Annotated in this window: 21 protein-coding genes, 1 tRNA gene and 3 pseudogenes; 11 read left to right on the top strand and 14 right to left on the bottom strand. The window is 64.7% G+C overall.

All coding sequences use genetic code 11. The features are described from left to right. The first annotated feature begins 228 nt into the window (after window positions 1-228). A tRNA-Ser gene (locus tag ALC15_RS12230) sits at window positions 229-321 on the top strand. 169 nt (window positions 322-490) lie between these two features. Here the strand turns inward: ALC15_RS12230 and ALC15_RS43325 are convergent. Beyond that, window positions 491-886, bottom strand: coding sequence for a hypothetical protein (locus ALC15_RS43325; protein WP_128089505.1), 396 nt, complete (start codon window positions 884-886; stop codon window positions 491-493). Window positions 887-1,120: 234 nt separating this feature from the next. Here ALC15_RS43325 and ALC15_RS12240 point away from each other — a divergent pair, with 234 nt between their 5' ends. Continuing rightward, on the top strand, window positions 1,121-1,753 hold the full coding sequence (locus ALC15_RS12240; RefSeq protein WP_244486039.1) for a hypothetical protein: 633 nt from the start codon (window positions 1,121-1,123) through the stop codon (window positions 1,751-1,753). A 161-nt stretch (window positions 1,754-1,914) separates the two neighbouring features. Beyond that, window positions 1,915-2,196 (top strand): hypothetical protein, encoded by a 282-nt coding sequence (locus ALC15_RS12245; protein ID WP_050627428.1) that lies wholly within the window; start codon window positions 1,915-1,917, stop codon window positions 2,194-2,196. Between the two features lie 473 nt (window positions 2,197-2,669). On the opposite strand, the gene ALC15_RS47175 is transcribed toward ALC15_RS12245, so the two are convergent. The 3 genes from ALC15_RS47175 to ALC15_RS12265 all read right to left on the bottom strand — a co-directional run bounded on the left by ALC15_RS47175 (window position 2,670) and on the right by ALC15_RS12265 (window position 6,073). Further along, window positions 2,670-2,801, bottom strand: a complete 132-nt coding sequence (locus ALC15_RS47175; RefSeq protein ID WP_283806266.1) for a hypothetical protein — start codon at window positions 2,799-2,801, stop codon at window positions 2,670-2,672. Window positions 2,802-3,059: 258 nt separating this feature from the next. Next, window positions 3,060-4,907 (bottom strand): YncE family protein, encoded by a 1,848-nt coding sequence (locus ALC15_RS12260; protein ID WP_050627430.1) that lies wholly within the window; start codon window positions 4,905-4,907, stop codon window positions 3,060-3,062. A 260-nt stretch (window positions 4,908-5,167) separates the two neighbouring features. Then, window positions 5,168-6,073, bottom strand: coding sequence for a DMT family transporter (locus ALC15_RS12265; RefSeq protein WP_050627431.1), 906 nt, complete (start codon window positions 6,071-6,073; stop codon window positions 5,168-5,170). A gap of 111 nt (window positions 6,074-6,184) precedes the next feature. On the opposite strand from ALC15_RS12265, the gene ALC15_RS12270 reads away from it, so the two are divergent. After that, complete coding sequence (locus ALC15_RS12270; RefSeq protein WP_244486040.1) at window positions 6,185-6,958, top strand: AraC family transcriptional regulator; 774 nt, start codon at window positions 6,185-6,187, stop codon at window positions 6,956-6,958. Window positions 6,959-6,975: 17 nt separating this feature from the next. On the opposite strand, the gene gcvA is transcribed toward ALC15_RS12270, so the two are convergent. Then, window positions 6,976-7,878: a transcriptional regulator GcvA gene (gcvA, locus tag ALC15_RS12275; protein ID WP_050627432.1), complete on the bottom strand. Its 903-nt coding sequence runs from the start codon at window positions 7,876-7,878 to the stop codon at window positions 6,976-6,978. Between the two features lie 206 nt (window positions 7,879-8,084). On the opposite strand from gcvA, the gene ALC15_RS12280 reads away from it, so the two are divergent. The 4 genes from ALC15_RS12280 to ALC15_RS12295 all read left to right on the top strand — a co-directional run bounded on the left by ALC15_RS12280 (window position 8,085) and on the right by ALC15_RS12295 (window position 11,478). Continuing rightward, entirely contained in the window at window positions 8,085-8,591 is a 507-nt protein-coding gene (locus ALC15_RS12280) for a PaaI family thioesterase (RefSeq protein WP_050627433.1), read from the top strand. 172 nt (window positions 8,592-8,763) lie between these two features. Continuing rightward, on the top strand, window positions 8,764-9,849 hold the full coding sequence (locus tag ALC15_RS12285; protein WP_347336285.1) for an MFS transporter: 1,086 nt from the start codon (window positions 8,764-8,766) through the stop codon (window positions 9,847-9,849). Between the two features lie 86 nt (window positions 9,850-9,935). Next, window positions 9,936-10,640 (top strand): AraC family transcriptional regulator, encoded by a 705-nt coding sequence (locus ALC15_RS12290; protein WP_050627434.1) that lies wholly within the window; start codon window positions 9,936-9,938, stop codon window positions 10,638-10,640. A 73-nt stretch (window positions 10,641-10,713) separates the two neighbouring features. Then, a complete protein-coding gene (locus ALC15_RS12295) occupies window positions 10,714-11,478 on the top strand; it encodes a sulfite exporter TauE/SafE family protein (protein WP_050627435.1) in 765 nt (254 codons plus the stop codon). Between the two features lie 105 nt (window positions 11,479-11,583). Here ALC15_RS12295 and ALC15_RS12300 read toward each other — a convergent pair whose 3' ends face one another. The 7 genes and pseudogenes from ALC15_RS12300 to gatC all read right to left on the bottom strand — a co-directional run bounded on the left by ALC15_RS12300 (window position 11,584) and on the right by gatC (window position 18,839). Then, complete coding sequence (locus ALC15_RS12300) at window positions 11,584-11,850, bottom strand: hypothetical protein (RefSeq protein ID WP_050627436.1); 267 nt, start codon at window positions 11,848-11,850, stop codon at window positions 11,584-11,586. Window positions 11,851-13,398: 1,548 nt separating this feature from the next. Further along, the gene (gatB, locus tag ALC15_RS12305; RefSeq protein WP_050627437.1) at window positions 13,399-14,886 is read right to left on the bottom strand and encodes an Asp-tRNA(Asn)/Glu-tRNA(Gln) amidotransferase subunit GatB; all 1,488 of its coding nucleotides are present in this window, start codon (window positions 14,884-14,886) and stop codon (window positions 13,399-13,401) included. A gap of 128 nt (window positions 14,887-15,014) precedes the next feature. Further along, window positions 15,015-16,375 (bottom strand): annotated as a pseudogene (locus ALC15_RS12310) (patatin-like phospholipase family protein). Between the two features lie 158 nt (window positions 16,376-16,533). Continuing rightward, window positions 16,534-16,818, bottom strand: coding sequence for a hypothetical protein (locus ALC15_RS12315; protein WP_050627438.1), 285 nt, complete (start codon window positions 16,816-16,818; stop codon window positions 16,534-16,536). A gap of 3 nt (window positions 16,819-16,821) precedes the next feature. Further along, window positions 16,822-18,296, bottom strand: a pseudogene (gene gatA / locus ALC15_RS12320) (Asp-tRNA(Asn)/Glu-tRNA(Gln) amidotransferase subunit GatA). Next, entirely contained in the window at window positions 18,293-18,529 is a 237-nt protein-coding gene (locus ALC15_RS12325; protein WP_021078336.1) for a hypothetical protein, read from the bottom strand. The pseudogene gatA and the gene ALC15_RS12325 overlap by 4 nt, the downstream one beginning before the upstream one ends. Window positions 18,530-18,551: 22 nt before the next feature. Next, on the bottom strand, window positions 18,552-18,839 hold the full coding sequence (gene gatC, locus ALC15_RS12330; protein WP_050627439.1) for an Asp-tRNA(Asn)/Glu-tRNA(Gln) amidotransferase subunit GatC: 288 nt from the start codon (window positions 18,837-18,839) through the stop codon (window positions 18,552-18,554). A 374-nt stretch (window positions 18,840-19,213) separates the two neighbouring features. On the opposite strand from gatC, the gene ALC15_RS44135 reads away from it, so the two are divergent. After that, entirely contained in the window at window positions 19,214-19,384 is a 171-nt protein-coding gene (locus ALC15_RS44135; protein WP_157860905.1) for a hypothetical protein, read from the top strand. On the opposite strand, the gene ALC15_RS12335 is transcribed toward ALC15_RS44135, so the two are convergent. After that, a complete protein-coding gene (locus ALC15_RS12335; protein WP_050627440.1) occupies window positions 19,375-20,454 on the bottom strand; it encodes an NAD(P)H-dependent flavin oxidoreductase in 1,080 nt (359 codons plus the stop codon). The genes ALC15_RS44135 and ALC15_RS12335 overlap by 10 nt on opposite strands. Window positions 20,455-20,472: 18 nt before the next feature. Next, window positions 20,473-21,452, bottom strand: a pseudogene (locus ALC15_RS12340) (NAD(P)H-dependent flavin oxidoreductase). Window positions 21,453-21,570: 118 nt separating this feature from the next. On the opposite strand from ALC15_RS12340, the gene ALC15_RS12345 reads away from it, so the two are divergent. Both ALC15_RS12345 and ruvX read left to right on the top strand, forming a co-directional pair. After that, window positions 21,571-22,461 (top strand): LysR family transcriptional regulator, encoded by an 891-nt coding sequence (locus ALC15_RS12345; RefSeq protein ID WP_050627441.1) that lies wholly within the window; start codon window positions 21,571-21,573, stop codon window positions 22,459-22,461. A 75-nt stretch (window positions 22,462-22,536) separates the two neighbouring features. Next, window positions 22,537-23,019, top strand: coding sequence for a Holliday junction resolvase RuvX (ruvX, locus tag ALC15_RS12350; RefSeq protein ID WP_050627442.1), 483 nt, complete (start codon window positions 22,537-22,539; stop codon window positions 23,017-23,019). The last annotated feature ends 1 nt before the right edge of the window (window position 23,020 follow it).

The following is a 23,020-nucleotide window of genomic DNA, read 5'->3' on the forward strand; positions in this document are numbered from 1 at the left end:
CAGCCTTGCGACCAGCAGCATGCAGGCTCCGCTAAATTCAACCTAACCCATTGTTATGTCTTCGATTTATTCCACTCAGGCGGACCTACACCGCCAAATCGCGGCTCTATATAGAGGCTCTGCGCCCGCTCCGGGCTGACTGGCGGCCGAGTTGCCCCTAAATCACCTTGTCGCAATCTGAATCTGCCGCTTGCGGCTCAGCGCCCAGTCGGGCATATCGGCGCGACCGGAGAGGTGGCCGAGTGGCTGAAGGCAACGCTTTGCTAAAGCGTCATACGGTCTCAAGCTGTATCGAGGGTTCGAATCCCTCCCTCTCCGCCAGCCACACAACCGGCTGCCCAACGAGGGTGTCCAAGTATCTCCGTGGAGATATGCGGGCTTCGGCCCGCCGGGTGTGAGCCGGCAGTCACCTCCGCGTGAATGAAACATCATTCCCGGCGCCGCGAAGCGAGCACGCAACAAATCGCGCCCAGCATCGTCGCACTGTTTTTCACCTGAACATTTCCGGGGTAAAGCCATGCAGCACCACGATGGCATTCAATTCCAGGATCTCGACCAGGTTTTGCGTAACGCCCAGCTTCGGCGCTCCGCCGACTTGAGCCCGCTGCTGGGACAGCGCTTCGCATCCAAGGCAGGCAGGTTCCTCATCGCAACTTCGCTGGCTTGCATGGTTGTTGTGCTGGCGATCATTGCTGCTCCACGGCAAGTCTCCAGCGCTGCGCTTGGCAGCGAGTGGCAATGCAGCAAGGCGGCGTTTGTATTGACGACCTGTCGTCAATACGGCTCTGCGCGCTCGTAGCAAGCGGCCGCTTCCTTCAGGGAACGTCGCCCGTGAAACCACGAGCCCTGCAGCTCCGTAGCTGGAGCGCCGGCCCATTTCTTCCATTTTGGTCCTACGGGCCGGCTGGGGCCGTTCGGTCTTTCCCAGTCTCGGACGGCCTCATCTTTGAGTAACGCCCAGGTAGCAAGCAGCAGGCTTCCCCTCGAGTCGATTATTTGGCATCAAATCGTCACGGAGCCTGTACGAAGAAGCCACCGGCTAGCGAGATCGGGCTGAAGGCGAAGAAACAAGATGGATGGCCGAACTCGCAGTCTCAGGTTGGCGATCTGCTGCGCACTGGTGATCGTCCTGCCTGCTGCGCAGACGCCGCCAAAGCTGCATTCACGGGACGAGTGGCGCGTCGTTGACAAGGAATGTCGCGATGTGTTGCCTGCGCAAGCAAAGATACGTGCGTGCCTCAACCTGCTGAGCGATCAACGGCTCTCGACCGCCTACCTTGCGCCGATCAACGGCGAGATATCGAGCACGTTCCAGAGCTTGCGGGACTACGACAACGCCATCAAGTACAAAAAGATCGAGATCGAACGCGCGAACAGCGCGGCGAAGCAACCTTCATCGTCGGACGAAGCACTGCCTGCAAGTTTTGGCGCGATGTCTCTGCGTTACATGGAGCTCGGATCACTCCAGTCGCTCAATCGCCTCGCCAACTTCAACAGCCAGTCGGATGAGGCCCGCCAGGTGGCCACTGAGGAGCAGAACAACTACAATCTGGCGCTCTCCTATAACCCGATGAACTACAGGGCCTATCGATACCGGGCTGAAATTCACAGCCTGTTCTGCGACAGCGCGTCCGCCGCGCAAGACATGGACGCCGCAGTCAGGTTTGCCGAGCAGACCGGAGATCAGGATGCGGCCCGCGACTACAAGCGCGCCACGCTCGGCGCCTGCATTCCGGCGTGGCGGAAAGACTAGTCTACGGCCCGTCAGACCGACGCCACCCGGCAGCGGCTCCCGTGCCAGACCCAACCGTATTGTTACGGGGCCGCGATTGGCAGGCTATTTGCGATGCATCCGTCAATGGTTCGGCGCCGGCTGTTCCCGGTGTGCCGAACTCAGACATTCGGAGCACGCACATGAACATGCACCATCGTTATGAGACAGTTCGCGGACGCGCGGGACGGGAGTCGACGATCAGCAAGATGCTGTCCGATCTTGTCCTCGCTTGCCGGCAGATCGAAACCGACATCGCGACCGAAGAGGCGCGCGCGGGAATTCATGACCGCTCGGACGCCAGGTACCCGATTTTGGCAAGGTCGCTCAATGAGCGGTACGCCAATCTCAAGGGGACCATCGCCACGCTCGAGCAGCGTGTCACCGGGAGTTCTCAGCACATGCCGGTCACCGACGCAGCATAGCCGATCCTTTGACTGCGTCCTGCTCGACGGAGAAGGTATTCCACCATCTCCGCCGGCCGCGGCACCGAGTCTTGGAAACGAAGGGGCCCGCTGCAAGCAGGCCCCTGTTTCCTTACTGGATCCCGATGCACTGCCGCTTGCCGTCATTGGGGCAGTAGAAGCAGGCCTTCGAAGAGCAACCCGACAAGTCTCCAGCCTTGTTCAGGGTGTAGTTGCACCCTGCGGTTCTGTCGCACGCCTTCACGACTGCCCCGATCGGGGCGGCAGACGCCGACTGACCGAACGTGAACAGAGCAATCGCAGTTGCAACGGCGAAGCTCAGTGTAATTGAACGCATGATTTACCCTCCTCCACATTGGGCCGACACACCATTGCATCGCCCTAGCCGGAACTCTCGTCGAACTGTTCCTCAACCGATGTGAGGCGGGTCACTCAGGCCTTCAGCTGGATGCGTCGGTGCAGCGCTGACCACGTCAGCCGCTGCCGCGGGTCGATGGATCGAGATTCCTGTTCTCGCCCGGCGGGATCGGCCCGAAGCCTGGATAGACGTAGCGGTCCGGCGGCACGACCTGTTCGCTTGGATGGAAGATGAGGTGCTGTCGCACGCGCCGGTGATGCCCGGTTGCGGCGTCAGCCGCACTGCACAGGGTCACGAGGGGTAGCATCAAGGCCAGGGAAATAGGTAACGAAATTCGCAAGGCAACACGCATGGCGATCACTCCGTTTCCGCGAACAAGTGATCGCGGACCGCGGCACCCTATTCTCGTCCGACCTTTCACACGGGATCAAAACCACGAGATCAGCAAGGTATCGCCTGCGAGTGATCACGCGCAGCTCCTGCGAGCCGGCAGTGCGAGCGATGTCTAATGATTTGCCTTAGCCGGGCGAGCCGGTGTCCATTCCGCCCAGTACTTCAGGAGCGGGATCGCACTTCCAACCCAACCTCCCGCCATCTTAGCCTCTTCCTCCTGATCCAGCATGCCGCCGGCAGCAGAGAGTTCGCCGATCGAATAGCGCCGCGATGGACACAGGATTTCACTCGCTTGCGCCCAGCAGTCCCACTCGCCAATCGTGACGCCTCCGAGCGCACCCGTCTTGCGGTTATAGAGAATTGCATTAGGTGATGAATTGGAGACGATGACAAGCCAATTTGGATCGCTGGCTATGCCGGTCGCGTAGAACGGCCACTCGCCGCCGAACAGGTCTCCGCGGCCAGGCATCATCAGCAGCGTGCCATCGCTCGCCGCCAACGCACCATAGGCAGCACGCACCGTCTTATCGAACATCTGGTAACTCGGCGCATCGAACCGGACGGATCCGTGCGAGGCAACGAAGGGATATCGAAACCTCGATTGATCAGCGATGTATTTCCATCGCGGCAACCCGAACTCGAAAGACGTCGTAGCCGCGTTGCCGATGGCGACGATCCTGTCCTGGTAAGTTGACAAGACATAAGCTGCGTCTTTGTCCCGATAGGCGCAGAACGGCGCCGACAGATTGGCAAACGTCGGACCGTTCGCGCCGTATATGTCCTTCAACTGAAGGCCCTTCGTCATCGTGAAAACGACGCCGGCCATTGGATCAGAACCTATCAGATCGCCCGAGCTCTCGTCTTCGTTGATGCAAGTGGCGAATTGAATCGATTCAGTGCCGATATTCGCAATCCTGGCGAGCTCTTGCCCGGTTTCAATTGACAGCTTGACGATGCTCCCCTGGCCCGAGGCGAAGACCTCTTCTCCGATGATCGTGATGCCGTGAGAGGCCAGCAGATCCCGCTTCCAGCGCGGAACCCATTTATCATCCACTCGTTCGAACATGGAGACCACGTTGCCGTCGTAGTCCGCCACGCCCATAAATCGACCTCCTCGCGAAATCGCCACTCCCTCCGCGCCCTTGATTCCGATATCCGCAATGCGCTCGGTGACCCGAAGCCTCGCACCGGTCGCGGTATGCTCAAGCTGCGCGACGATGATGTCGCCTCCGGCGTAGTTCGCGATGAAGATCCGATCATAGAAGGCCGAGTAGAACACGGCCGTCGGATTCCAGACGGGGAGCTCGAGGTCGATCTCGAGCGGGACCGCGGTGCGCTGATCCTGGTCAAACAGATAAACGTCCCGATAATTGGCGATGAGAAACTCTCGCGCTGAGATTTTCGTCATGGAGACCGGCGTCATCGGTCCATCTTCGCTCTTGAGCAGCGAAACGCGAATTGAGTTGCCCTGCAGATCGGGCGCGGGCCGACCGCGCTTCTGCCGATCGATCGCCACACCAAGGTCCGCCCGTAGCCTCTTTGCGGTCTCCTCGAGCTGACTTGCAGTCTGCTCCAGCCTGTTTGCAGCCTCCCCCTGCTTGCCTGCGGTCTGCTCCTGCTTGCTAGCAATCTGTTCTTGCCGACTTGCAGTCTGCTCAAGCCTGCCCGCGGCCTGCTCCTGCCTGCCCACAGCCTGCTCTTGCCTGCTTGCAGCTTGCTCCTGTCTGCCCACAGCTTGCTCTTGCCTGCCTGCAGCCTGCTCCTGCTTGCTTGCAATCTGCTCTTGCTTGCTCGCGGTTTGCTCCTGCGCGTCCAGGCGGTTGATGATCATAGCCGTGCGTTGACCGCTGAACAGCAGTGTCTCCGTCAGGAGATTCGCGGCGGTTCTGATCTTGTGCGCGAACAAGACCAGGACGATCGCGCCAACCAGAAGCGTGCCATATGCGATCTTCTTGTTCATGCCTCGCTCGAGACGACCACCGATGAAACCAGGAAACCCTCACGACTCGAAGTGAGAAGCTAGATATCCTTTAGTTTGATCGCGCTCGACGCAGAGCTCATCATCCAAGCGAGCTATGGGCACGCCGATTCGTCGGTGATCGAACATCAATCAGCAATGATTAGAAACATTCCCGCGTCTGGAACCGGTGAGTTGGGCCGGCACGATCAGTCATTGCTGTGACGATCGGTCACATCGACGGGAGAATCGTTCCATCGCGCTCAAGCACGCTCCGCTCGCAACAGCGGTCGGGGAAACGCCTGTGCGCAGGCGACACCGAGCAACGCTAGGCCGCCGCCGATGACATGGAATGACCTCACCGGCTCGCCCAGCATCACGATCGCGGCCGCGGCGGTCAGCACTGGCAGCAGGTTCATGAAAATCGCGCAGCGGTTCGGACCGAGCTGGGCGACACCGCGAATCCACAGGAACGGCAGCACCACCGACGCCAGCGCGCCGGCATAGACGATCAGCGGCCACGTCTCGGCGTTGATCTGACGTAGCGGCGCCGGCGTCGCAAGGAAGGCGGGAAACATCACGGCCAGCGCGCACAGCGCCTGCATGTAGGTGGACTGCCAGCCGGTGATCGGCAGATTCCAGCGCTTCAGCAGCACGCCGTACAGCGCGTAGACGATCGCGGCCAGCAGCATCAGGGCGTCGCCCGCATGCACGCCGTTTTGCAGCAACGACGACAAGTCGCCGCCGCTGACGAGATAGACGAGGCCCGCAAACGACAGGGGAGCGCCGCAAATCATGCCGAGCGTCGGCCGCTCGCCGAGCAGCGCTGCACTGAGGCCGACGGTCAGGAGCGGCGTCAGCGCGGTGAAGACAGCCATGTTGGTTGCAGTCGTGGTCTCCGCCGCCAGATACGACAGGCTCTGGAACAGGCACATCGCCAGGAAGCCGAGGATCGCGAGCGGCCCGAGATGGGGCCAGATCGCGCCGCGATCGTGCCAGGCGGCGCGCGCCACGAACGGAGACATCAGGAGGACCGCGACCAACAGACGATAGAAGGTGATCGCCTGCGGACCGATGGTGTGCGCCGACAGACGGGAGACGATGACGTTGCCCGCCCACAGCACGATGGCAACGAAGGGATAGAGAAGTGCGGCATTCTTCTTGAGCATGACCTGACGGAGCGTTGGTGAAGGAGGCTCCAGCAACTACCCGTCGCGCCGTGGTCCGTCTCACGCTAGAATGACCACACCTAGCGAGATTGGGACATGCGAGATTAAGACGTGTTGGACGAGCTCATCACACGGCACCTCGACTATCACGCCACGGCCCGGCCGATGGCGGCGATGGAGATCGACTACCCGAGCGGCGCGTCGACCGGCCTGCATGCGCATCCGCGCGGCCAGCTGCTCTACGCGATCGAGGGCGTGATGATCGTCCGCTGCGCCGAGGGCACCTGGGTGGTGCCGCCCAATCGCGCGGTGTGGCTGGTGGCCGATCTCGAGCACGAGGTCCGCATGTGCGGCGCGGTCAAGATCCGCACCGTGTTCGTCGACGCGGCCGTGGCGCCCAACCTGCCGCAGACCAGTTGCGTGTTCACGGTCTCGCCGCTGCTGCGCGAATTGTTCGTCGCCGCGATGCGGGTGCCGCTGGACTATGCGCCCGGGACTTCAGACGAGCGTCTGATGCGGGTGCTGCTCGATCAGCTGCGCGAAGTCGACGTGCTGCCACTGCACCTGCCGATGCCGCGCGACCAAAGGCTCGCACGGGTCTGCGCGGCGCTGCTGGCCCGCCCGGACGATGCCTCGACCGCCGAGCAGTGGGCACGCCGCTTGAGGTTGACGTCGAAGACGATCCACCGTCTGTTCGCCAGGGAAACCGGCATGACGTTCGGCGAATGGCGTCAGCAGGCGCGCCTGCTGTTCGCGCTTGAACGGCTCGCACGCGGCGCGCGGGTGGTCGATGTCGCGCTCGATGCCGGCTATGCCAGCCAGAGCGCCTTCACCGCGATGTTCCGCAGGCATTTTGGCGTACCGCCCAACGCGTTCTATCGGTAGGGCATCGGGGCGAAGAGCTAGCGCTCCGCAAGCGCCGACTGCGCCATCGGCCCCAGGATCCACTCCCGGAATGCTGCGATCTTCGGCAGCCCCTGGCGGTTGTCGGGGCACACGAGATAGTAGGCGAACTCCTCCAGATGTGCGGTCGCCAGCAGCTGGACCAGCTCGCCGCTCTCGATCTCGTTGGCGACCATCGCCGCCGGCAGCAGCCCAGCGCCCTGCCCGGTCAGCACGGCCTTCAGCAGCAGACCGCTGTCGTCGAACGAGGGTCCGCGCGGCGTGCGCACCTCGGCAATCCCGTTGGCCTGAAACCACAGGCTCCAGCCCTTGCGATCGGCGTCATGCACCTGCGGCCAGGTCGCAAGATCGCCGGGAGACGGCGGCCGCCCGAGACGCGCGACCAGCGAGGGCGATGCGACGGCCACCATCTCGACGGTGACGACGCGGTCGCTGCGCAGTCCCGGATAACGGCCGAGGCCATGGCGCACCGCGACGTCGATGCCGCTGCGCGAGAAATCGACCAGCGTGTTGCTGGTGACGATCTGCAGGTCGATCTCCGGATGCGTGCTCTGAAACGACGCCATGCGCGGCACCAGCCAGGCCGACGCAAAGAACGGCGTGACGCTGACCGTCAGCGTGCCGACATCAACGGATGCAGCGACGCGGCGCGATGCCTCCGCGATCTGGCGAAACGCGTTGCGGATCGACGGCAGATAGTCGCGTCCGGCGTCGGTGAGATAGATGCCGCGTGGCACCCGCTCGAACAGCTTGACGCCGAGATGGGCCTCCAGCGTCTTGAGCATCTGGCTGACCGCGCCCGGCGTCACGTATAGCTCCTCGGCCGCGAGCTTCACCGAGAGATGGCGGGCCGCGGATTCGAACGCCTTGAGTGCGTTCAGGGGCGGAAGCCGGTTTTCCATGATTTAGATTTTCTAATCTCGGTCGCGCAGCAAATCTGGTTTGCCAATCCGAGGGCCTAGGCGCTCAATCAGCATAACTTAATGCTGAAAGCCGCGTCAACGCAGAGAAAGTCGAACCAAGAAGATTAGATTATCTAATCTTTCGTTCCGGCACCCGCCAGCGGCTTTCGGTTCCTTGATGAAGCCAGGACTGATGGAACCAGGACATGATTGAGGCCCCAAACACACTCGCTCTGCATGAGACCGGTGCAGACGGCCATCCCAACCAACTCGTCGATCGCATCAATGCATCGCAAGTCGGCAGCCTGCCCGGACTGCTCGACTTCCGGTGGCTCGAAGCCGGACGCGGCCACATCAGCGGCCGCTTCGAGATTGCCGCGAAGCACTTCTCGCCGCACGGCCTGCTGCATGGCGCAAGCATCGTCGCGTTGGCGGACACCGCATGCGGCTTCGGCTGCCTCGCCTCCTTGCCGGATGGCGCGATCGGCTTCGCCACCGGAGAGTTGAAGACGAACTTCATCGGCGCCGCGCGCGAAGGCGTCGTGAGCTGCGATGCGCACCTCGTTCACGCCGGCCGCACCACCCAGGTCTGGGATGCCGAGATCCGCAGCGAGGCGACGGGCAAGACCATCGCGCTGTTTCGCTGCACGCAGATGCTGCTCTATCCGCCCGCCAAGGCAGGCGGTCGCACACCAAAGGGAGAACGATCGTGAGGAACGCCGTCATGCACGCCGGTTATCAAAGAGCAAAGCCGTTCTACGGCTGGGTCGTCGTCGCAGCGGCTTTCGTCCTGACGTTCATCGGCTTCGGCAGCGCCTACACGTTCTCGTCCTTTGTCGAGTCCCTGCAGCGGGAGTTCGGCGCTCGCGCGGCTCGGTGTCGCTGGTGTTCTCCTTCGCGGGCTTCCTGTATTTCGGTCTCGGCATCGTCTCCGGTCCGCTTGCGGATCGCTGGGGCGCACGCAGGCTCGCCGTCCTCGGAATGGCCCTCGTCGGTCTCGGCATGGTGCTGGCGGGACAGGCGCAGACCATCCTTCAGGTCTATGCCGCCTATAGCATCGGGATCGGCGCCGGGGTCGGCTGCGCCTATGTCCCGACGCTCGGCGCCGTGCAGCGCTGGTTCGTCAAGCGGCGCGGTTTTGCGTCGGGCCTCGCGGTCAGCGGGATCGGGGTCGGGACGCTGGTGATGCCGCCGCTCGCGACCTGGCTGATCACGAGCCTCGGCTGGCGCGATGCCTACGTGGTGCTGGGCGTGGTCGCCGCCGTCGCCGGGATCGGTGCATCGCTGCTGATCGCCGACGACCCGCGCCGCTACGGCACCGGACCGGACGGCGATCCGCTTGAGGCAGTCTCCGGCGCGCCGCTTCGTCACGGCGTCTCGATCCGCGGCGCGGTCAAGACCGCGCGCTTCGCCGGGCTCTATGCGGCCTGCCTGATCAGCGCGTTCGGGGTGTTCGTGCCGTTCGTGCACCTGGTGCCGTTTGCGGTTGATCATCGGGTGGCGCCGGCACTCGCCGTGCTGCTGCTTGGGATGATCGGCGTCGGCAGCACCGCCGGCCGCTTCTTCCTGGGCGGCATCGCCGACCGGGTCGGCCGCGATGCGTTCCTGATCGCGATGTATCTCGGCATGGCGGTCTCGCTGGCGATCTGGGCGATGGCCGGCAGCTTCTGGTCGCTCACGGTGTTCGCGCTGCTGTTCGGCGTGTTCTATGGCGGCTGGGTGGCGATCCTGCCCGCCGTGGTCACCGACCATTTCGGCGGCCGCAATGTCGGCGGCATCATCGGCATCCTCTACACCAGCGTCGCGTTCGGGACGCTGCTCGGTCCGAGCGCCGCGGGCTTCGCGTTCGACATCAGCCACAGCTATTTCATTCCGGTGGTGATCAGCGCCGCGGCCAACATCGTCGCCGCCTTGATCGCTGCCGCGACGATGCGAACGGCCTCGCCGATCGCCTCGATCGCACGGCCGTGACGCCTCATGACGGTCGGTGACATCAGTGCTAGGCTTGGGGATCACCGCCTCCTCGGTTCGAGACCCCCCGCGACCCCCGCTTCGCCATGACCAATGCCTGGAACTATCGGCGAGCAGATCGTGACGACATCGTCGAGCTGGCTTCGTGGCGCGGCGCCGGCTCGCTCGGCCTCAGGCCGCACTTCCATGATGAAAGCCAAATCGTGCTGGTGCTGTCGGGGTCACGCGCCTTTCGCATCGATGGCGCAACGGTGACGGTACCGGCCGGCCATGCGGCGCTCATCCCGGCGGGCATGTTGCACGCACCGCTGCCGATGCCGGACGAGGAGACGGTTTGCCTGAACGCCTATGTTCCGGCGAGCCGCGCCTGCTCGTCACTCCGGGTCATCGGCATCGGAGCGCGCTGGCAGCGCGTCGGCGAGATATCGCCCGAGCACATCCTCGAGATCGCCGACGACATGCTTTCGCGCACGCCGTCTCCATCAGCCGGGCTCGTCAACCGGTCCAGGCTCGGCGCCGCCCTGACGCAGAGCCTCGAGCCGATCGGCGCGGTTGCCGCAGGCTTCGGGCGAAGCCGCGAAGGGTTCAGCCGCATGGTGAGGCGCGAACTCGGCGTCGCGCCGCATGCGTTCCGCCTGCTCGCCCGGCTCAATCTTGCCCGGCAGTTGCTGCGCGCGGGCGAGCCGATCGCTGCGGTTGCGGCCGATGCGGGCTTCTCCGACCAGAGCCACCTCACCCGGCTGTTCCGCCGCACCTTTGGCACGACACCGGGCGTCTATTGGCGCGACTGAAGCGGCGTCACAGACGTTCCAGACGGACCGCGGCTCCGCCCGCTAGCCTGCTCACCCTCGAATTGGGTGACGCATGGATATCCAGACAAGTCTTCTGCTGCTCGCCGCCGGTATCGCCGGAGGCATCATCAACGCCCTGGCGGGCGGCGCGACGCTGATCACGTTTCCGGCGATGCTCGCGGCGGGCTTGCCGGCCGTCATCGCCAACGCATCGAATGCGGTGGCGATCTCGCCGGGGCATCTGATCGCAGCGCTCGCCGATCGCGGCAAGCTGCCGCCGCCGACACCGCGCACGATCAGCTTCGTCCTCGTCTCGACGCTCGGCGGCGCGATCGGCGCCGGCGTCCTGCTGCTGCTTCCCGAGCGGCTATTCGTGCTGCCGGTGCCGGCCCTGATCGGCTTCGCGACGCTGTTGTTTGCCTTCGCGCCGCAGATCCAGAGCCGGACCATCGGGCAGCAGAAGACCGCGACCCTGCCCTCGACCCGCGCGAGCGCGGCCGTGCTGGGACTGGCATGTGTCTATGGAGGGTTCTTCGGCGCCGGGCTCGGCGTCATCCTGACCGCGGTGCTGTCGGTCACGGAGCCCAACGACATCAGGGCGATCAAGGCGTTGAAGAACCTGCTCGCGACCTGCGTGTCGCTCGCCGCCACATTGATCTTCATCGTGCAGGGAGCGGTGTGGTGGCCGGAGACGTCGGCGATGCTGCTCGGCGCCATGGCCGGCGGCTATGCGGGAGGTCACCTGATCCGGGTTCTTCCCGCCAATATCGTCCGGCAGTTCGTGATCGTGGCCGGAGCGGTGATGACCGTGATCTACGCCGCGCGATACTGGTTCTAGATGGAGCGAGGGGAGCCGAGGCTCCCGGCTCGACAGCTGTTGAGCTTGAGCGTTTTCGCGCGAAGCGGTTACCGGTTCGCGGGGAGAAAGCGCGCCAAACGAAACCTAATGCGTCGTCATCCAGGCGCGGGCTTCGCGCTGGGCAGCCGCGATCTCGACATCGGACATCTGCTCGGCGACTTCGCGGCGGTGCGCGATCGCGTCGGTACGTCCCTTGAGCGCCGCCAGGTTGAACCATTTGTGCGCCGCGACGAGGTTGACCACGCCGGAGCGGCCGCTCGCCCAATACATGCCGCGCTCGAACAGCACGTCCTGGATTGCAGTCGCAGCAACCGGGACCGCGCTATCCTGATCGATGACCCCCTGAAACATTGTCGTCATTCCCCTTTTTTTGTTGGCCGCCGCTCCCCCGAGCGCGGCCCCCGTCCACTGTTCAACTACCCTGATATCCCCGCGCTGATCCTTGGATCATGCGCCGGGCTGATCTCTTGATCATGCCCCGCGCTGATCCCGAGGGATCACCGCTCGCCGGTTGCCGGCTTGTTGGGATGATCATGGCCCATCAAATTTGAAGAGCGGTTTAAGTATCGCGATGAACGGGATGTAAACCGGCGCCGCCGGGGGCGCCCGGCGAAATCGCAGAAGTGCCTGTGCCGCAGGCACTTCTGCGTATTCGTGAACGCCGGTTTACCCTGGTGCTTCGGACAACGATAACCATGGCGGACAATGGCCCGCGGGCGCGCGACGGCCCTGGCGCGCAGTCAGTCTCGAGAATGACGGACGGGTAGCACGACCGCGAGCGATCCACCGAACGGCGCGCAGCCGGGTGCACGCACACATGCAACGCGAGGCCGTAAAGCCTGACGTCGGTCCAGAACTGGAAATGGGAAAATGGTTGGCGGGGCGCGGACTGCGCAGGCCGCCGGAACGAGGGGGTCGGCGAACACGTCAGGACCAGATTTCAGTCGGCATTCTCGCCGGTGAAATTGCGGAACCAAGCCGGTCCCGCACCGAACGAAGAAATCTCTGTTTCTTCTGCCGGACCGGTTTTGGGAAGGTTGCCCTCTCCGAAATTCGATCCAGCCGTTTGACCTGATGTCTCGCCGACACCCTCTTTCGTCAGCCAGAGCCTTGGGTGGGATGTGCCTCTCAGCAGTCCGTCCGCTGGCTCTCGCGACGTGCCGGCGTCAAGCCGCCGGCAATCCTCTCAAGGCGAGAGGCTTACTTCTTCTTGGCGACCTTGCGGGTCTTCTTCGCAGTCTTCTTCACTGCGCTCTTCGCCTTCTTAACCTTCTTCGCCTTCTTTGCCTTCTTAGCCATGTTGCCCTCCAGTATGTGAGATGGCTCTACTTCGCTGCGTGCACTCGGGAATCGATATGCACTACTTCCCGAATACACCAACAGATCGAAAAAAACAGTGTCCCGCTTAAGGAAGTGTTGACGCAGCGGTGGCAGTGCGCACAGCGCGCGCCGCCGTTCAAATCGACGACGCATTCGCGCGACGATGCAAGAAGTGCAACAGCTGTCGACATCGGCATTTGTCAACGTTGCGGGAAATGCCTTGTATTGTAGGCTTTCATTGAATTCGCATTGAAGCGATCGATGCGCGATCGTCGTTGCGTTGAGTCGCGGGCGGCGACGAAAAGCGGCGCGTGGCCGACGCCGAGTCGTAATTTTTGGCAACGAAAAAATTTTCGTGGGAAAGACGGCTTTTGCCTCGTTTGCGGTCATCCGAGCCGGTTTCGCGAACGAATCGCAGCTTCGCCGATTCGGCGCCGAGGGCGTCAGTGCGACCGTCGAGGGAGGCTGTGAGCTGGGATCACGCCGCGTTCACGCGCGCGCGACGAGGCGAAAGGCGATCGCGCGAGAGCATGATCCGGTTGGATCATGCGCCAAGGACAACATCATTGTCCTGTTCGGTCAGATGCCGAGCTTCGACTTCAAGAGGTCGTTGACCGCCTGCGGGTTCGCCTTGCCGCCCGACGACTTCATCACCTGGCCGACGAACCAGCCGACCAGTTGCGGCTTCGCCTTGGCCTGCTCGACCTTGTCGGGATTGGCGGCGATGATGTCGTCGACCACCTTCTCGATCGCGCCGAGGTCGGTGACCTGCTTCATGCCGCGCGTCTCGACGAGCGCGCGCGGATCGCCGCCCTCCTGCCAGACGATCTCGAACAAGTCCTTGGCGATCTTGCCGGAAATCGTTCCCTCGCCGATCAGATCGACGATCGCGGCGAGCTGCTGTGCCGACACCGGCGAGGCCGCGATCGCAACGCTCTCCTTGTTCAGCCGGCCGAACAGCTCGTTGATCACCCAGTTGGCGGCGAGCTTGCCGTCGCGCGCCTTGTCGGCAAGACCCGACAGCACCGTCTCGTAGAACTCCGCGCTCTCGCGCTCGGCGACCAGCACGCTCGCATCATAGGGCGACAGGCCAAAGCCCGTAATAAAACGGGACCGCTTCTGATCAGGCAGTTCCGGCAGCTGCGCCTTGAGGCCGTCGACGAAGGACCGGGTGAACTCAAGCGGCAGGAGATCGGGATCCGGGAAGTAACGGTAGTCGTGCGCCTCTTCCTTGGAGCGCATCGAGCGCGTCTCGCCCTTGTTCGGATCGAACAGCCGGGTTTCCTGGTCGATGGTGCCGCCGTCCTCGATGATCTCGATCTGACGCCGCGCCTCGTACTCGATCGCCTGGCCGATGAAGTTGACCGAGTTCATGTTCTTGATTTCGCAGCGGGTACCGAACGCGGTCTCGCCGTAGCGGCGCACCGAGACGTTGACGTCGGCGCGCAGATTGCCCTTCTCCATGTCGCCGTCGCACGTGCCGAGGTAGCGCAGGATCGAGCGCAGCTTGGTGACGTAGGCCTTGGCCTGCTCGGCATCGCGGATGTCGGGCTTGGAGACGATCTCCATCAGCGCGACGCCGCACCGGTTGAGGTCGACATAGGACATCGTCGGCGACTGATCGTGCAGCAACTTGCCGGCGTCCTGTTCCAGATGCAGCCGCTCGATCCCGATGGTGACGCTGCGGCCGCCGTCGAGCTCGAGCGATACCTCGCCCTCGCCCACGATCGGCGACTTGTACTGGCTGATCTGGTAGCCCTGTGGCGAGTCCGGATAGAAATAGTTCTTGCGGTCGAACACCGAGCGCAGGTTGATCTTCGCATTCAGCCCGAGACCGGTGAGCACCGCCTGGCGGACACACTCCTCGTTGATCACAGGCAGCATGCCCGGCATCGCGGCATCGACCAGCGAGACATGGGAGTTGGGCTCGCCGCCGAACGCAGTCGACGCGCCGGAGAACAGCTTTGAGTTCGAGGTGACCTGGGCATGGACTTCCATGCCGATCACGACCTCCCAATCGCCGGTGGCGCTCTTGATCAGTTTATGCGGGGCGGCAGCTGCGGTCATGGATCTCGGTTTCCGGATAAGTGATATCTGGGATGGATTGGGCTTCGCGCAACCAACCGCGCCAGTCAAGCCGGCTTCCTATCCCCCTTGCAGTCCCTCGGGGCCCGGCGCCAGCGCATGAACGCGGATCAGAGCCCGCGCCGGAACTGCTGGTAGGCCTTGCTCGAGCGCAGCGCGTCCGCGCCGCCCGCGATCAGCTGATCGACCTGCTCCGGCGGCAGCGACAGCCGGGTCGGGATGGCGTTCAGGATCCCGGCGCGTTCCGGTCCCAGCCGGTCGAAGCCGAGCCGCTCGACATAGATCGCGACGTCGCCGCACTTCCAGCCGGGGCCGACGCCGAGCCGGCTCCGATCCGCCGCCGACAGGCCGCAGCGCCAGCGCTTCAGCTTGCCCGACCAGTCGCCGGCGAGCGACGTGAAGGCGGCGTAGCTCGAGCGCACGCTGGAATCGATCGCGGTGTCGGCGGCCGCGGACACCAGCTCGACGCCGTTCGGTCCTTCGAGCGTCTGCACGAAATCGCCGGAGACGCCGCGGCCGGCATCGACCACCAGGAACAGGATGCGCTTCAGCTTGGCCGCCTGTCGCTCGTCGAGCGGCTCGTAAGGACGCTGCGCGGCGAGCAGACCGATGCTGAGCGCAGACAGCCCGTAATTGTCGACGAGTCCGCCATCGAGCAGCTTGACGTAGCGCATCGAGCCGTCGCGGTAGCGGGCCTGGGCCTCGGCATAGGATCGCAGCAACGGTTGCGCGTTCGGATCGTTGCGCACCCGATCGTACCAGGGCGGCAGCGGCGCGGCGCAGCCGCCGGGATAGTTTGCAGCACGATCGGGGCGAATGCCAGCGGCACCGCGGCGGATGCCGCCACCGCTTCGGCGACACGATAGGAGCGGATGTCGCTGCACAGCGCGTCGAACGAGGCCTTGCCGAACACGAACGGCGTGCGGTTGTAGATGTCGGAGGCGTTGATCCACACCCGCGGCCGGCGGTCGTCGGGCAATGCCTCGAACCGCGCGCCGTCGAACAGGTTCTGGTCGAGCCAGTCGGTGAACTGGCTGTCGTTGACGCCGCCGCCCAGCGCCCGCCCGATATTACCGAGCGAGATCTTGGTCTTCAGTCCCTCCTCGGCATTGCGCAGCAGGAAGCGTTCGCGGAAATCGGCGAGCGCCGCACGCCGCTTCAATCCGAAATAGGCGGCGGTGACCGAGCCGCCGGAGACGCCGGAGACGAAGTCGACGCGATCGAGCAGCGTCTTGGTGCCGGCGGCGCTGGAGCGCACCCGGTCGAGTTCTTCCAGCACGCCGAACGAGAACGCAGCGGCGCGCGTGCCGCCGCCGGAGAACGACAGCGCGAGCAGCAGATCATCTTCATAAGGCGGGATTTCGCGGGCGCTGCTGTTGTCGTCGAGCGCGGCACCGAGCGGCACATTGCCGGGCAGATTGTAGACGGAGGCGCAGCCGGCAAGGCCCGCTGCCACCACGGCCACCAGCAGTGCTGACAGCCATCCCCCTATGCCCGACCCACGCACGAATACTCTCTTTGCCACTGGCCCCCGCCCGGTTCCACCAGCCTATCACGGCCAATCTGGGCGGCGGCATGGCGGCCGAAACACGGTTAATGCTCGCGGTGCCTCAGCACCGCGCCTCGCGCTCACGAGGCCGAAAGCGCGGAAACAATCCGCTCCCACTCGGCCTCGAGCGTGTCCTTTGCGACCGGCTGGCCGGCCTGGCGATACCAATAGCCGGCATTGCCGAGGTCGCCCTCGACGCGATGCAGATAGGCATGCACCCAGGCCGAATTGGCGTCGCTCTCATTCATCACGATGCGGTGCGCCTGGTCCCAATCGCCCTTCTTCGCCCACCACAGCGCCGCGAGCGGTGGCGGCAACGCGTCGTCAGGCGCAGCGTCAGCGAGACTGGCGCGGAAATCCGCCATCGCTCACCACCATTTGGGCGCCGTGAACCGGCCGGCCGCCTGCTCGATCACCTCGCCGAGCGAGAACAGCGTCTCCTCGTCGAACGGACGGCCGATCAGTTGCAGGCCGAGCGGCAAACCTTGGCTGTCCTTACCGGCGGGCACAGCGATGCCGGGCAGGCCCGCCATGTTCACGGTCACCGTGAAGATGTCGTTGAGATACATCTCGACCGGATCGGCCCCGCCCTTCTCGCCGATGCCGAACGCCGCCGACGGCGTCGCCGGCGTCAGGATCGCATTCACGCCCTTGGCGAAGCAGTCCTCGAAATCCTTCTTGATCAGCGTCCGCACCTTCTGCGCACGCAGATAATAGGCATCGTAATAGCCGGCCGAGAGCACATAGGTGCCGATCAGCACGCGGCGGCGGACCTCGTCGCCAAAGCCGTCGGCGCGAGTGTTCTCGTACATCTCGATGATGTTCTTGCCGGGATCGCGCAGTCCGTAGCGCACGCCATCATAGCGCGCGAGGTTCGACGAAGCCTCCGCCGGCGCCACGATGTAGTAGGCCGGCAGCGCGTATTTGGTGTGCGGCAGCGACACCTCGACGAGCTCGGCGCCGGCCGCCTTCAGCCATTGCGCGCCGTCGCTCCAGAGCTTTTCGATCTCGGCAGGCATGCCGTCGAGCCGATACTCCCTGGGAATGCCGATCTTCATGCCCTTCACGGACTTGCCGATCGCGGCTCGTAGTCCGGCACCGCGATGTCGACCGACGTGGTGTCCTTCGGATCGTGCCCGGCCATCGAGCGCATCAGGATCGCGGCGTCGCGCGTGGTGCGCGCGATCGGGCCGGCCTGGTCGAGCGAAGACGCAAACGCCACGATGCCCCAGCGCGAGCAGCGGCCGTAGGTCGGCTTGATGCCGACGGTCGCAGTAAACGCGGCCGGTTGGCGGATCGAGCCGCCGGTGTCGGTCGCCGTCGCGCCCATGCAGAGCAGCGCCGCCACCGCCGAGGCCGAACCGCCGGACGAGCCGCCCGGCACCAGCGTGGTGTTGCTGCCTTCACGGCGCCACGGATTGGTGACCGGTCCGAAGCACGAGGTTTCGTTCGACGAGCCCATCGCGAACTCGTCATTGTTGAGCTTGCCGAGCAGCACCGCGCCGTCGCGCCAGAGCTGCGAGGTCACCGTCGACTCGTAGGGCGGGATGAAGTTGCCGAGGATCTTCGAGCACGCCGTGGTCCTGATATCGCGGGTCGCGAACAGGTCCTTGATGCCGAGCGGGATGCCGGCCAGCGGTCCGCCCTCGCCCTTGGCGATCTTCTCGTCGGCGGCCCTCGCCATCTCGCGGGCACGGTCAGGCGTTTCGAGCACATAGGCATTGAGCACCCGCGCGGCCTCGATGGCGGCGAGATGCGCATCGGTCAGCTCAGCGGCGGTGAAGGACTTGCTCGCCAGGCCCTCGCGGGCCTCGGCGATCGTCAGCGATGTCAAATCGGTCATTTATTGATCGGGCTGCAGAAGAACGGAGACAGGGTTTTGTCGTTGGCGGGGTCGTCTTGGCGCGCCCGGTTGTTGGCATTTTCCTTGGCGCGGGCGGCATCGAGCGCCTCGAGATGGTCGAGCACGGCGTCCATCGCCGCATTGGGATCGGCGACCTTCCCCTTGCGCTCCATCGCATCGAGGAAGTCCATATAGGCCTTGTAGGCCTTCTCATCGTCGCAGAGCAGACACATTGGACTTATCCGATCGGGCTGTTTACTCGACCACCTTCGGCACCAGGAAGAAGTCGTTCACGGCATCGGGCGCATTGCGGACGATGACATCGGCGATCTCGCCGTCATTGACCACGTCGGCGCGCTTCTTCATCTCCATCGGCGTCACCGAGGTCATCGGCTCGACGCCCTCGATATTCACCTCCGACAGCTGCTCGACAAAGGCCAGCATCGCGTTCAGCTCGCCCTGGAGATGGGGAACTTCGGCGTCGCTGACCGCGATCCGCGCCAGATGCGCGATGCGGCGGACGGTCGTGGCATCTACGGACATTATATAGGGCCTCGGGTGGTCAGGCTGAAAGGTCAGCCTGCCGTATAGCAGAGGCCGGTTTTGCGCCGCAACCGCGCCAATTCCGCGCCTTCTGGGCTTCCGCCCCCCGGCTGTCCCCGTCGAGACATTTCCGGGCGGGCATTGGGGCTGCAAAACCCCGCGACGAAACCACTTCGTGCCCGCCACGAAGTTGTCCGGAAACATTGCCGGCGCCTACTCCCTCCAAACAGAAAAGTTCGGAGCGCGTCATGTCAATGCTCGAAAGCCGCCCCCGGTCGGAGGGCTGGGACCCCGCTCTGTGGTCGATCGGCACAGTGCTCGGGATCGCAATCGTATACGTGGCCTGCCTGGTCTGAGCGGGGCGAGCAATAGCCATGTCCCAGGCAAAGGCTCTGCAGGAAAAGGCCGAGATGTTCGAACGCCGCGCCGAAAGCGCCGCGGATCCGATTTCCCGGCAGCATTACAAGGAAATGGCCGCGCATTATCGCAGGCTCGCGACCGAGCACCTGGACATCAGCCGGGACGAGGCCGCGCGTCAGGCCTGAGACAGCGCCCCCATCCGCGCCAGCGCCGCGCCCGCCAGTGCGCGGGTCAGCTCGGCGGCCGGCATCTCCTTGCCCATCCGAACCGCCTGCCCGGCCCACAGATTGGTGAAATCGACCTTGCCCTGTTTTTCGGCAGCCGCCTTGATCGGCCCGAGCGCAGTGGCCGCGTGCGGGAACGCCGGCGCGTCAGGCGAGATCGGGCCGACTTCGCGCATCACACGATTGGCGACGCCGCGTGCAGGACGGCCGGTCATCACATTGGTGATGACGGTCGATTCATCGCTGGCCTGCGCCAGCGCAACACGGCCCTGCGCGCTCACCTTGGATTCCGGGCAGCGTAGATAGGCTGTGCCGACCTGCACGGCCGAGGCGCCAAGCGCGAAGGCCGCCGCGATCCCACGCCCATCGGCGATGCCGCCGGCCGCGACGACCGGCACCTTCACCGCATCCACCACCTGCGGCAGCAGCGAGAATGTCCCCGGCTGCTCGGCAATATCATCGGTCAGGAACATGGCGCGATGGCCGCCGGCGTCGGCGCCCTGCGCAATGACGACGTCGGCGCCGTTCTCCTCGAGCCAGATCGCCTCCTTCACGGTCGTCGCCGACGACATCACGATGGCGCCGGTCCCCTTCACCCGTTGCAACAGTGTTGGCTCGGGCAGGCCGAAATGGAAGCTGACGACCTCGGGCTTCAGCTCCTCGACCACGGCGCAGAATGCTGCATCGAACGGCGCGCGGTTCGCCGCGTTGACCGGTGCGTTAGGATCGAGGCCATGCTCGCGGTAGTAAGGCGCGAGCCGCTGCCGCCATTGTGCCTCGCGCGCCGGATCGGCATCGACCGCCTTGTGGCAGAAGAAGTTGAGGTTGACCGGCGCAGACACGCGCTGGCGGATGATGTTGACCTGCTCGCGCGCCTTCTCGGCCGACAGCATCGCGCATGGCAGCGAGCCGAGCCCGCCGCCCTGCGCCACCGCGATCACCAGTTCCGCGTCCATCACGCCGGCCATCGGTGCCAGCACGATCGGGAATTCGGTCTTGAAGCGATCGATCAATCGACGGTCCGGCCACATGGTGTGTCTCGCGTTTGTTCAGGTCAAAGAGGAGAGAAAGTTGCGCCGCCCCTGCAGCGACTGCTCGGCTTCGGCGACGATGCGGCCGACGATCTCGGCCGCGGGAACGATATCATGGATCAGGCCGACGGACTCGCCGGCAAACACCGCGGCAGTGTCGAAATTGCCTGCTTCCCTCGCGGCGGCATACTCCACCGCGATCTCGTCCGCGCGCTGCATCAGCTCGATCTCGCGACCGGACCAGCGCCGCAAATGATCGTTGGCAAGTGAACGCGCGGTGAACGGCGCCGGCCACATCAGCTTGCGCGACCAGTCCATCACCACGCCGCGCACCGTCTCGCCGCTCTTGGCCGCGCGGATCAACTGCTTCGCCTGCTCGGGCGCGTCGGCCTCGACGCTGGCATAGAAGCGCGTGCCCATCAGCACGCCGGAGGCGCCGAGCATCATCATCGCAGCCAAGCCGCGGCCATCAGCGATGCCGCCGGCCGCGACCACAGGCACAGTCCTGCCGCGAAATCGATGATCGCAGGCACGATGTCGAGCGTGGTGCGCGACGCGCCGTGACCACCCGCCTCCGTTCCCTGCGCGATCAGGATATCGGCGCCGCAATCGAGCGCCGCTTGCGCCATCTCCTCATTCTGCACCTGGCAGATCAGCAGCGCGCCGGCGGCTTTGATATCAGGCGCGAACGGCGCGGGATCGCCGAACGACAGCATCACCGCGCGCGGCCGCGCCTCCAGCGCGATGTCCATCAGCTCGGGTTGCTTGGCGAGACTCCAGGTGATGAAGCCGATGCCGAACGGACGGCGAAATCCCCTGAGCGCCGCGGTCTCCGCCGCGAGCCAGGCCTTGTCTCCGTAACCGCCGCCCAGAATGCCGAAGCCCCCCGCCTCGCTCACCGCCTTCACCAACCGGCTCCCCGTGATCATCGCCATCGGCGCCGCCAGGATCGGATGTTCGGTGCCCAGACGCGCCGTCAATTCGGTGCTGATCGGCATGCGCTTGCTCCCTGTTCTGGACTTGCTGTTCTGGACTCCAAGCCTAAGCGGGCCTAACATTCTGTCAAAATGAATACTAGAGAACGCTGCCATCTCTAAATTGAAACGGTGGTCCCAGATGGAATTGACCGACCTGCTCACCTTTTCCACGGTCGCCCGGCTCGGCGGCATCACCCGGGCCGCCGAAGAGCTGAATACCGTGCAGTCCAACGTCACCCAGCGCATCAAGGCGCTGGAGGCCGAGATCGGCACAGCGCTGTTCGAGCGTCACAGCCGCGGCATGTCGCTGACCGGCGCCGGCCGCCGGCTGTTGCCGTATGCGCAGCGCATGGCGGCGCTGTCGCGCGAAGCCGTGCTCGCCGCGCGCGACGACGGCGAGCCGAAGGGCCCGCTGTCGATCGGGTCGATGGAGACCACCGCAGCGGTGCGGCTGCCGACGCTGCTTGCCGAGTTTCACCGCCGCTATCCGGCGGTGCGCCTGACCTTGCGCACCGCGCCGACCGCCGATCTCGTGGCCGCCGTGCTTGACGGCTCGCTCGATGGCGCCTTCGTCGCCGGTCCGATCGAGCATGCCGAGCTGTCCGCAACATCGGCCTTCACCGAGGAACTGGTGCTCGTCACCGCGCAACGCTGGAAATCGCTTGCCGCGTTGCGCGCCGGCACATCGGAATCGGGCCCGACCGCACTGGTGTTCCGCACCGGCTGCACCTACCGGCAGCGCCTCGAACAGGTGTTCACCGAGTTCGGCTGGCCGTCCGCCGCGCGTTTCGAACTCGGCACGCTCGACGGCATGGTCGGCTGCGTCGCCGCCGACATGGGCGTGACGCTGTTGCCGCGCGCGGTCGTCGAACGCGACCACGTCCAGCGCGACATCAATATCCACAAGCTCAATCCGAAGCATGCACAGGTCGAGACGCTGTTCATCCAGCGCCGCTCCGCGCACCAGTACAGTCCGTTGCAGGGCCTTGTCGCGTGCCTCGGCGGCGACGATCGGGTGATCGCCGCCTGATCGGCATTTTCGCATGGAGGCCCGCCCGCCGGCGGGCTTTGCCTCGGCGCGCGGCTGCGTGCTAAGCGCAGGGCCATGCCCGCCCCTATCCTTCCCCTGATCGAAGCCGCGCCGCATTGGCCCGACCGCGGCGCGCTGGTCGGCCTCGACCTCGGCACCAAGACCATCGGCGTTGCCGTCTCCGATCCGGACCGGCGGCTCGCGACCGGCGTCGAGACCATCCAGCGCAAGCAGTTCAAGGCCGACGCAGCGCGGCTGCTCGCGATCGCGGCCGAGCGCAACGCGGTCGGTTTCGTGCTGGGCCTGCCGATCAACATGGACGGCAGCGAAGGCCCGCGCGCACAATCGACCCGGGCTTTTGCCCGCAATCTCGCCGGGCTCACCGCGCTTGCGATCGGGCTGTGGGACGAGCGGCTGTCGACCGCGGCGGTCGAGCGCGAGTTGATCGGGATGGACGTCAGCCGCGCCCGGCGCGCTGAGGTGATCGACGAGCATGCCGCGATCTTCATCCTGCAAGGTGCACTCGACCGGCTCGCAAAGCTGCGCGGAGAGCGCTGAC

Source organism: Bradyrhizobium viridifuturi (assembly GCF_001238275.1).
GTDB classification, from domain to species: Bacteria; Pseudomonadota; Alphaproteobacteria; order Rhizobiales; family Xanthobacteraceae; genus Bradyrhizobium; species Bradyrhizobium viridifuturi.

Coding starts and splice junctions, on each gene's coding strand:
- ALC15_RS43325 (WP_128089505.1), bottom strand. CDS start 886: ATGGAAGAAATGGGCCGGCGCTCCAGCTACGGAGCTGCAGGGCTCGTG.
- ALC15_RS12245 (WP_050627428.1), top strand. CDS start 1,915: ATGAACATGCACCATCGTTATGAGACAGTTCGCGGACGCGCGGGACGG.
- ALC15_RS12260 (WP_050627430.1), bottom strand. CDS start 4,907: ATGAACAAGAAGATCGCATATGGCACGCTTCTGGTTGGCGCGATCGTC.
- ALC15_RS12265 (WP_050627431.1), bottom strand. CDS start 6,073: ATGCTCAAGAAGAATGCCGCACTTCTCTATCCCTTCGTTGCCATCGTG.
- gcvA (WP_050627432.1), bottom strand. CDS start 7,878: ATGGAAAACCGGCTTCCGCCCCTGAACGCACTCAAGGCGTTCGAATCC.
- ALC15_RS12280 (WP_050627433.1), top strand. CDS start 8,085: ATGATTGAGGCCCCAAACACACTCGCTCTGCATGAGACCGGTGCAGAC.
- ALC15_RS12290 (WP_050627434.1), top strand. CDS start 9,936: ATGACCAATGCCTGGAACTATCGGCGAGCAGATCGTGACGACATCGTC.
- ALC15_RS12295 (WP_050627435.1), top strand. CDS start 10,714: ATGGATATCCAGACAAGTCTTCTGCTGCTCGCCGCCGGTATCGCCGGA.
- ALC15_RS12300 (WP_050627436.1), bottom strand. CDS start 11,850: ATGTTTCAGGGGGTCATCGATCAGGATAGCGCGGTCCCGGTTGCTGCG.
- gatB (WP_050627437.1), bottom strand. CDS start 14,886: ATGACCGCAGCTGCCGCCCCGCATAAACTGATCAAGAGCGCCACCGGC.
- ALC15_RS12315 (WP_050627438.1), bottom strand. CDS start 16,818: ATGGCGGATTTCCGCGCCAGTCTCGCTGACGCTGCGCCTGACGACGCG.
- ALC15_RS12325 (WP_021078336.1), bottom strand. CDS start 18,529: ATGTGTCTGCTCTGCGACGATGAGAAGGCCTACAAGGCCTATATGGAC.
- gatC (WP_050627439.1), bottom strand. CDS start 18,839: ATGTCCGTAGATGCCACGACCGTCCGCCGCATCGCGCATCTGGCGCGG.
- ALC15_RS44135 (WP_157860905.1), top strand. CDS start 19,214: ATGTCCCAGGCAAAGGCTCTGCAGGAAAAGGCCGAGATGTTCGAACGC.
- ALC15_RS12335 (WP_050627440.1), bottom strand. CDS start 20,454: ATGTGGCCGGACCGTCGATTGATCGATCGCTTCAAGACCGAATTCCCG.
- ALC15_RS12345 (WP_050627441.1), top strand. CDS start 21,571: ATGGAATTGACCGACCTGCTCACCTTTTCCACGGTCGCCCGGCTCGGC.
- ruvX (WP_050627442.1), top strand. CDS start 22,537: ATGCCCGCCCCTATCCTTCCCCTGATCGAAGCCGCGCCGCATTGGCCC.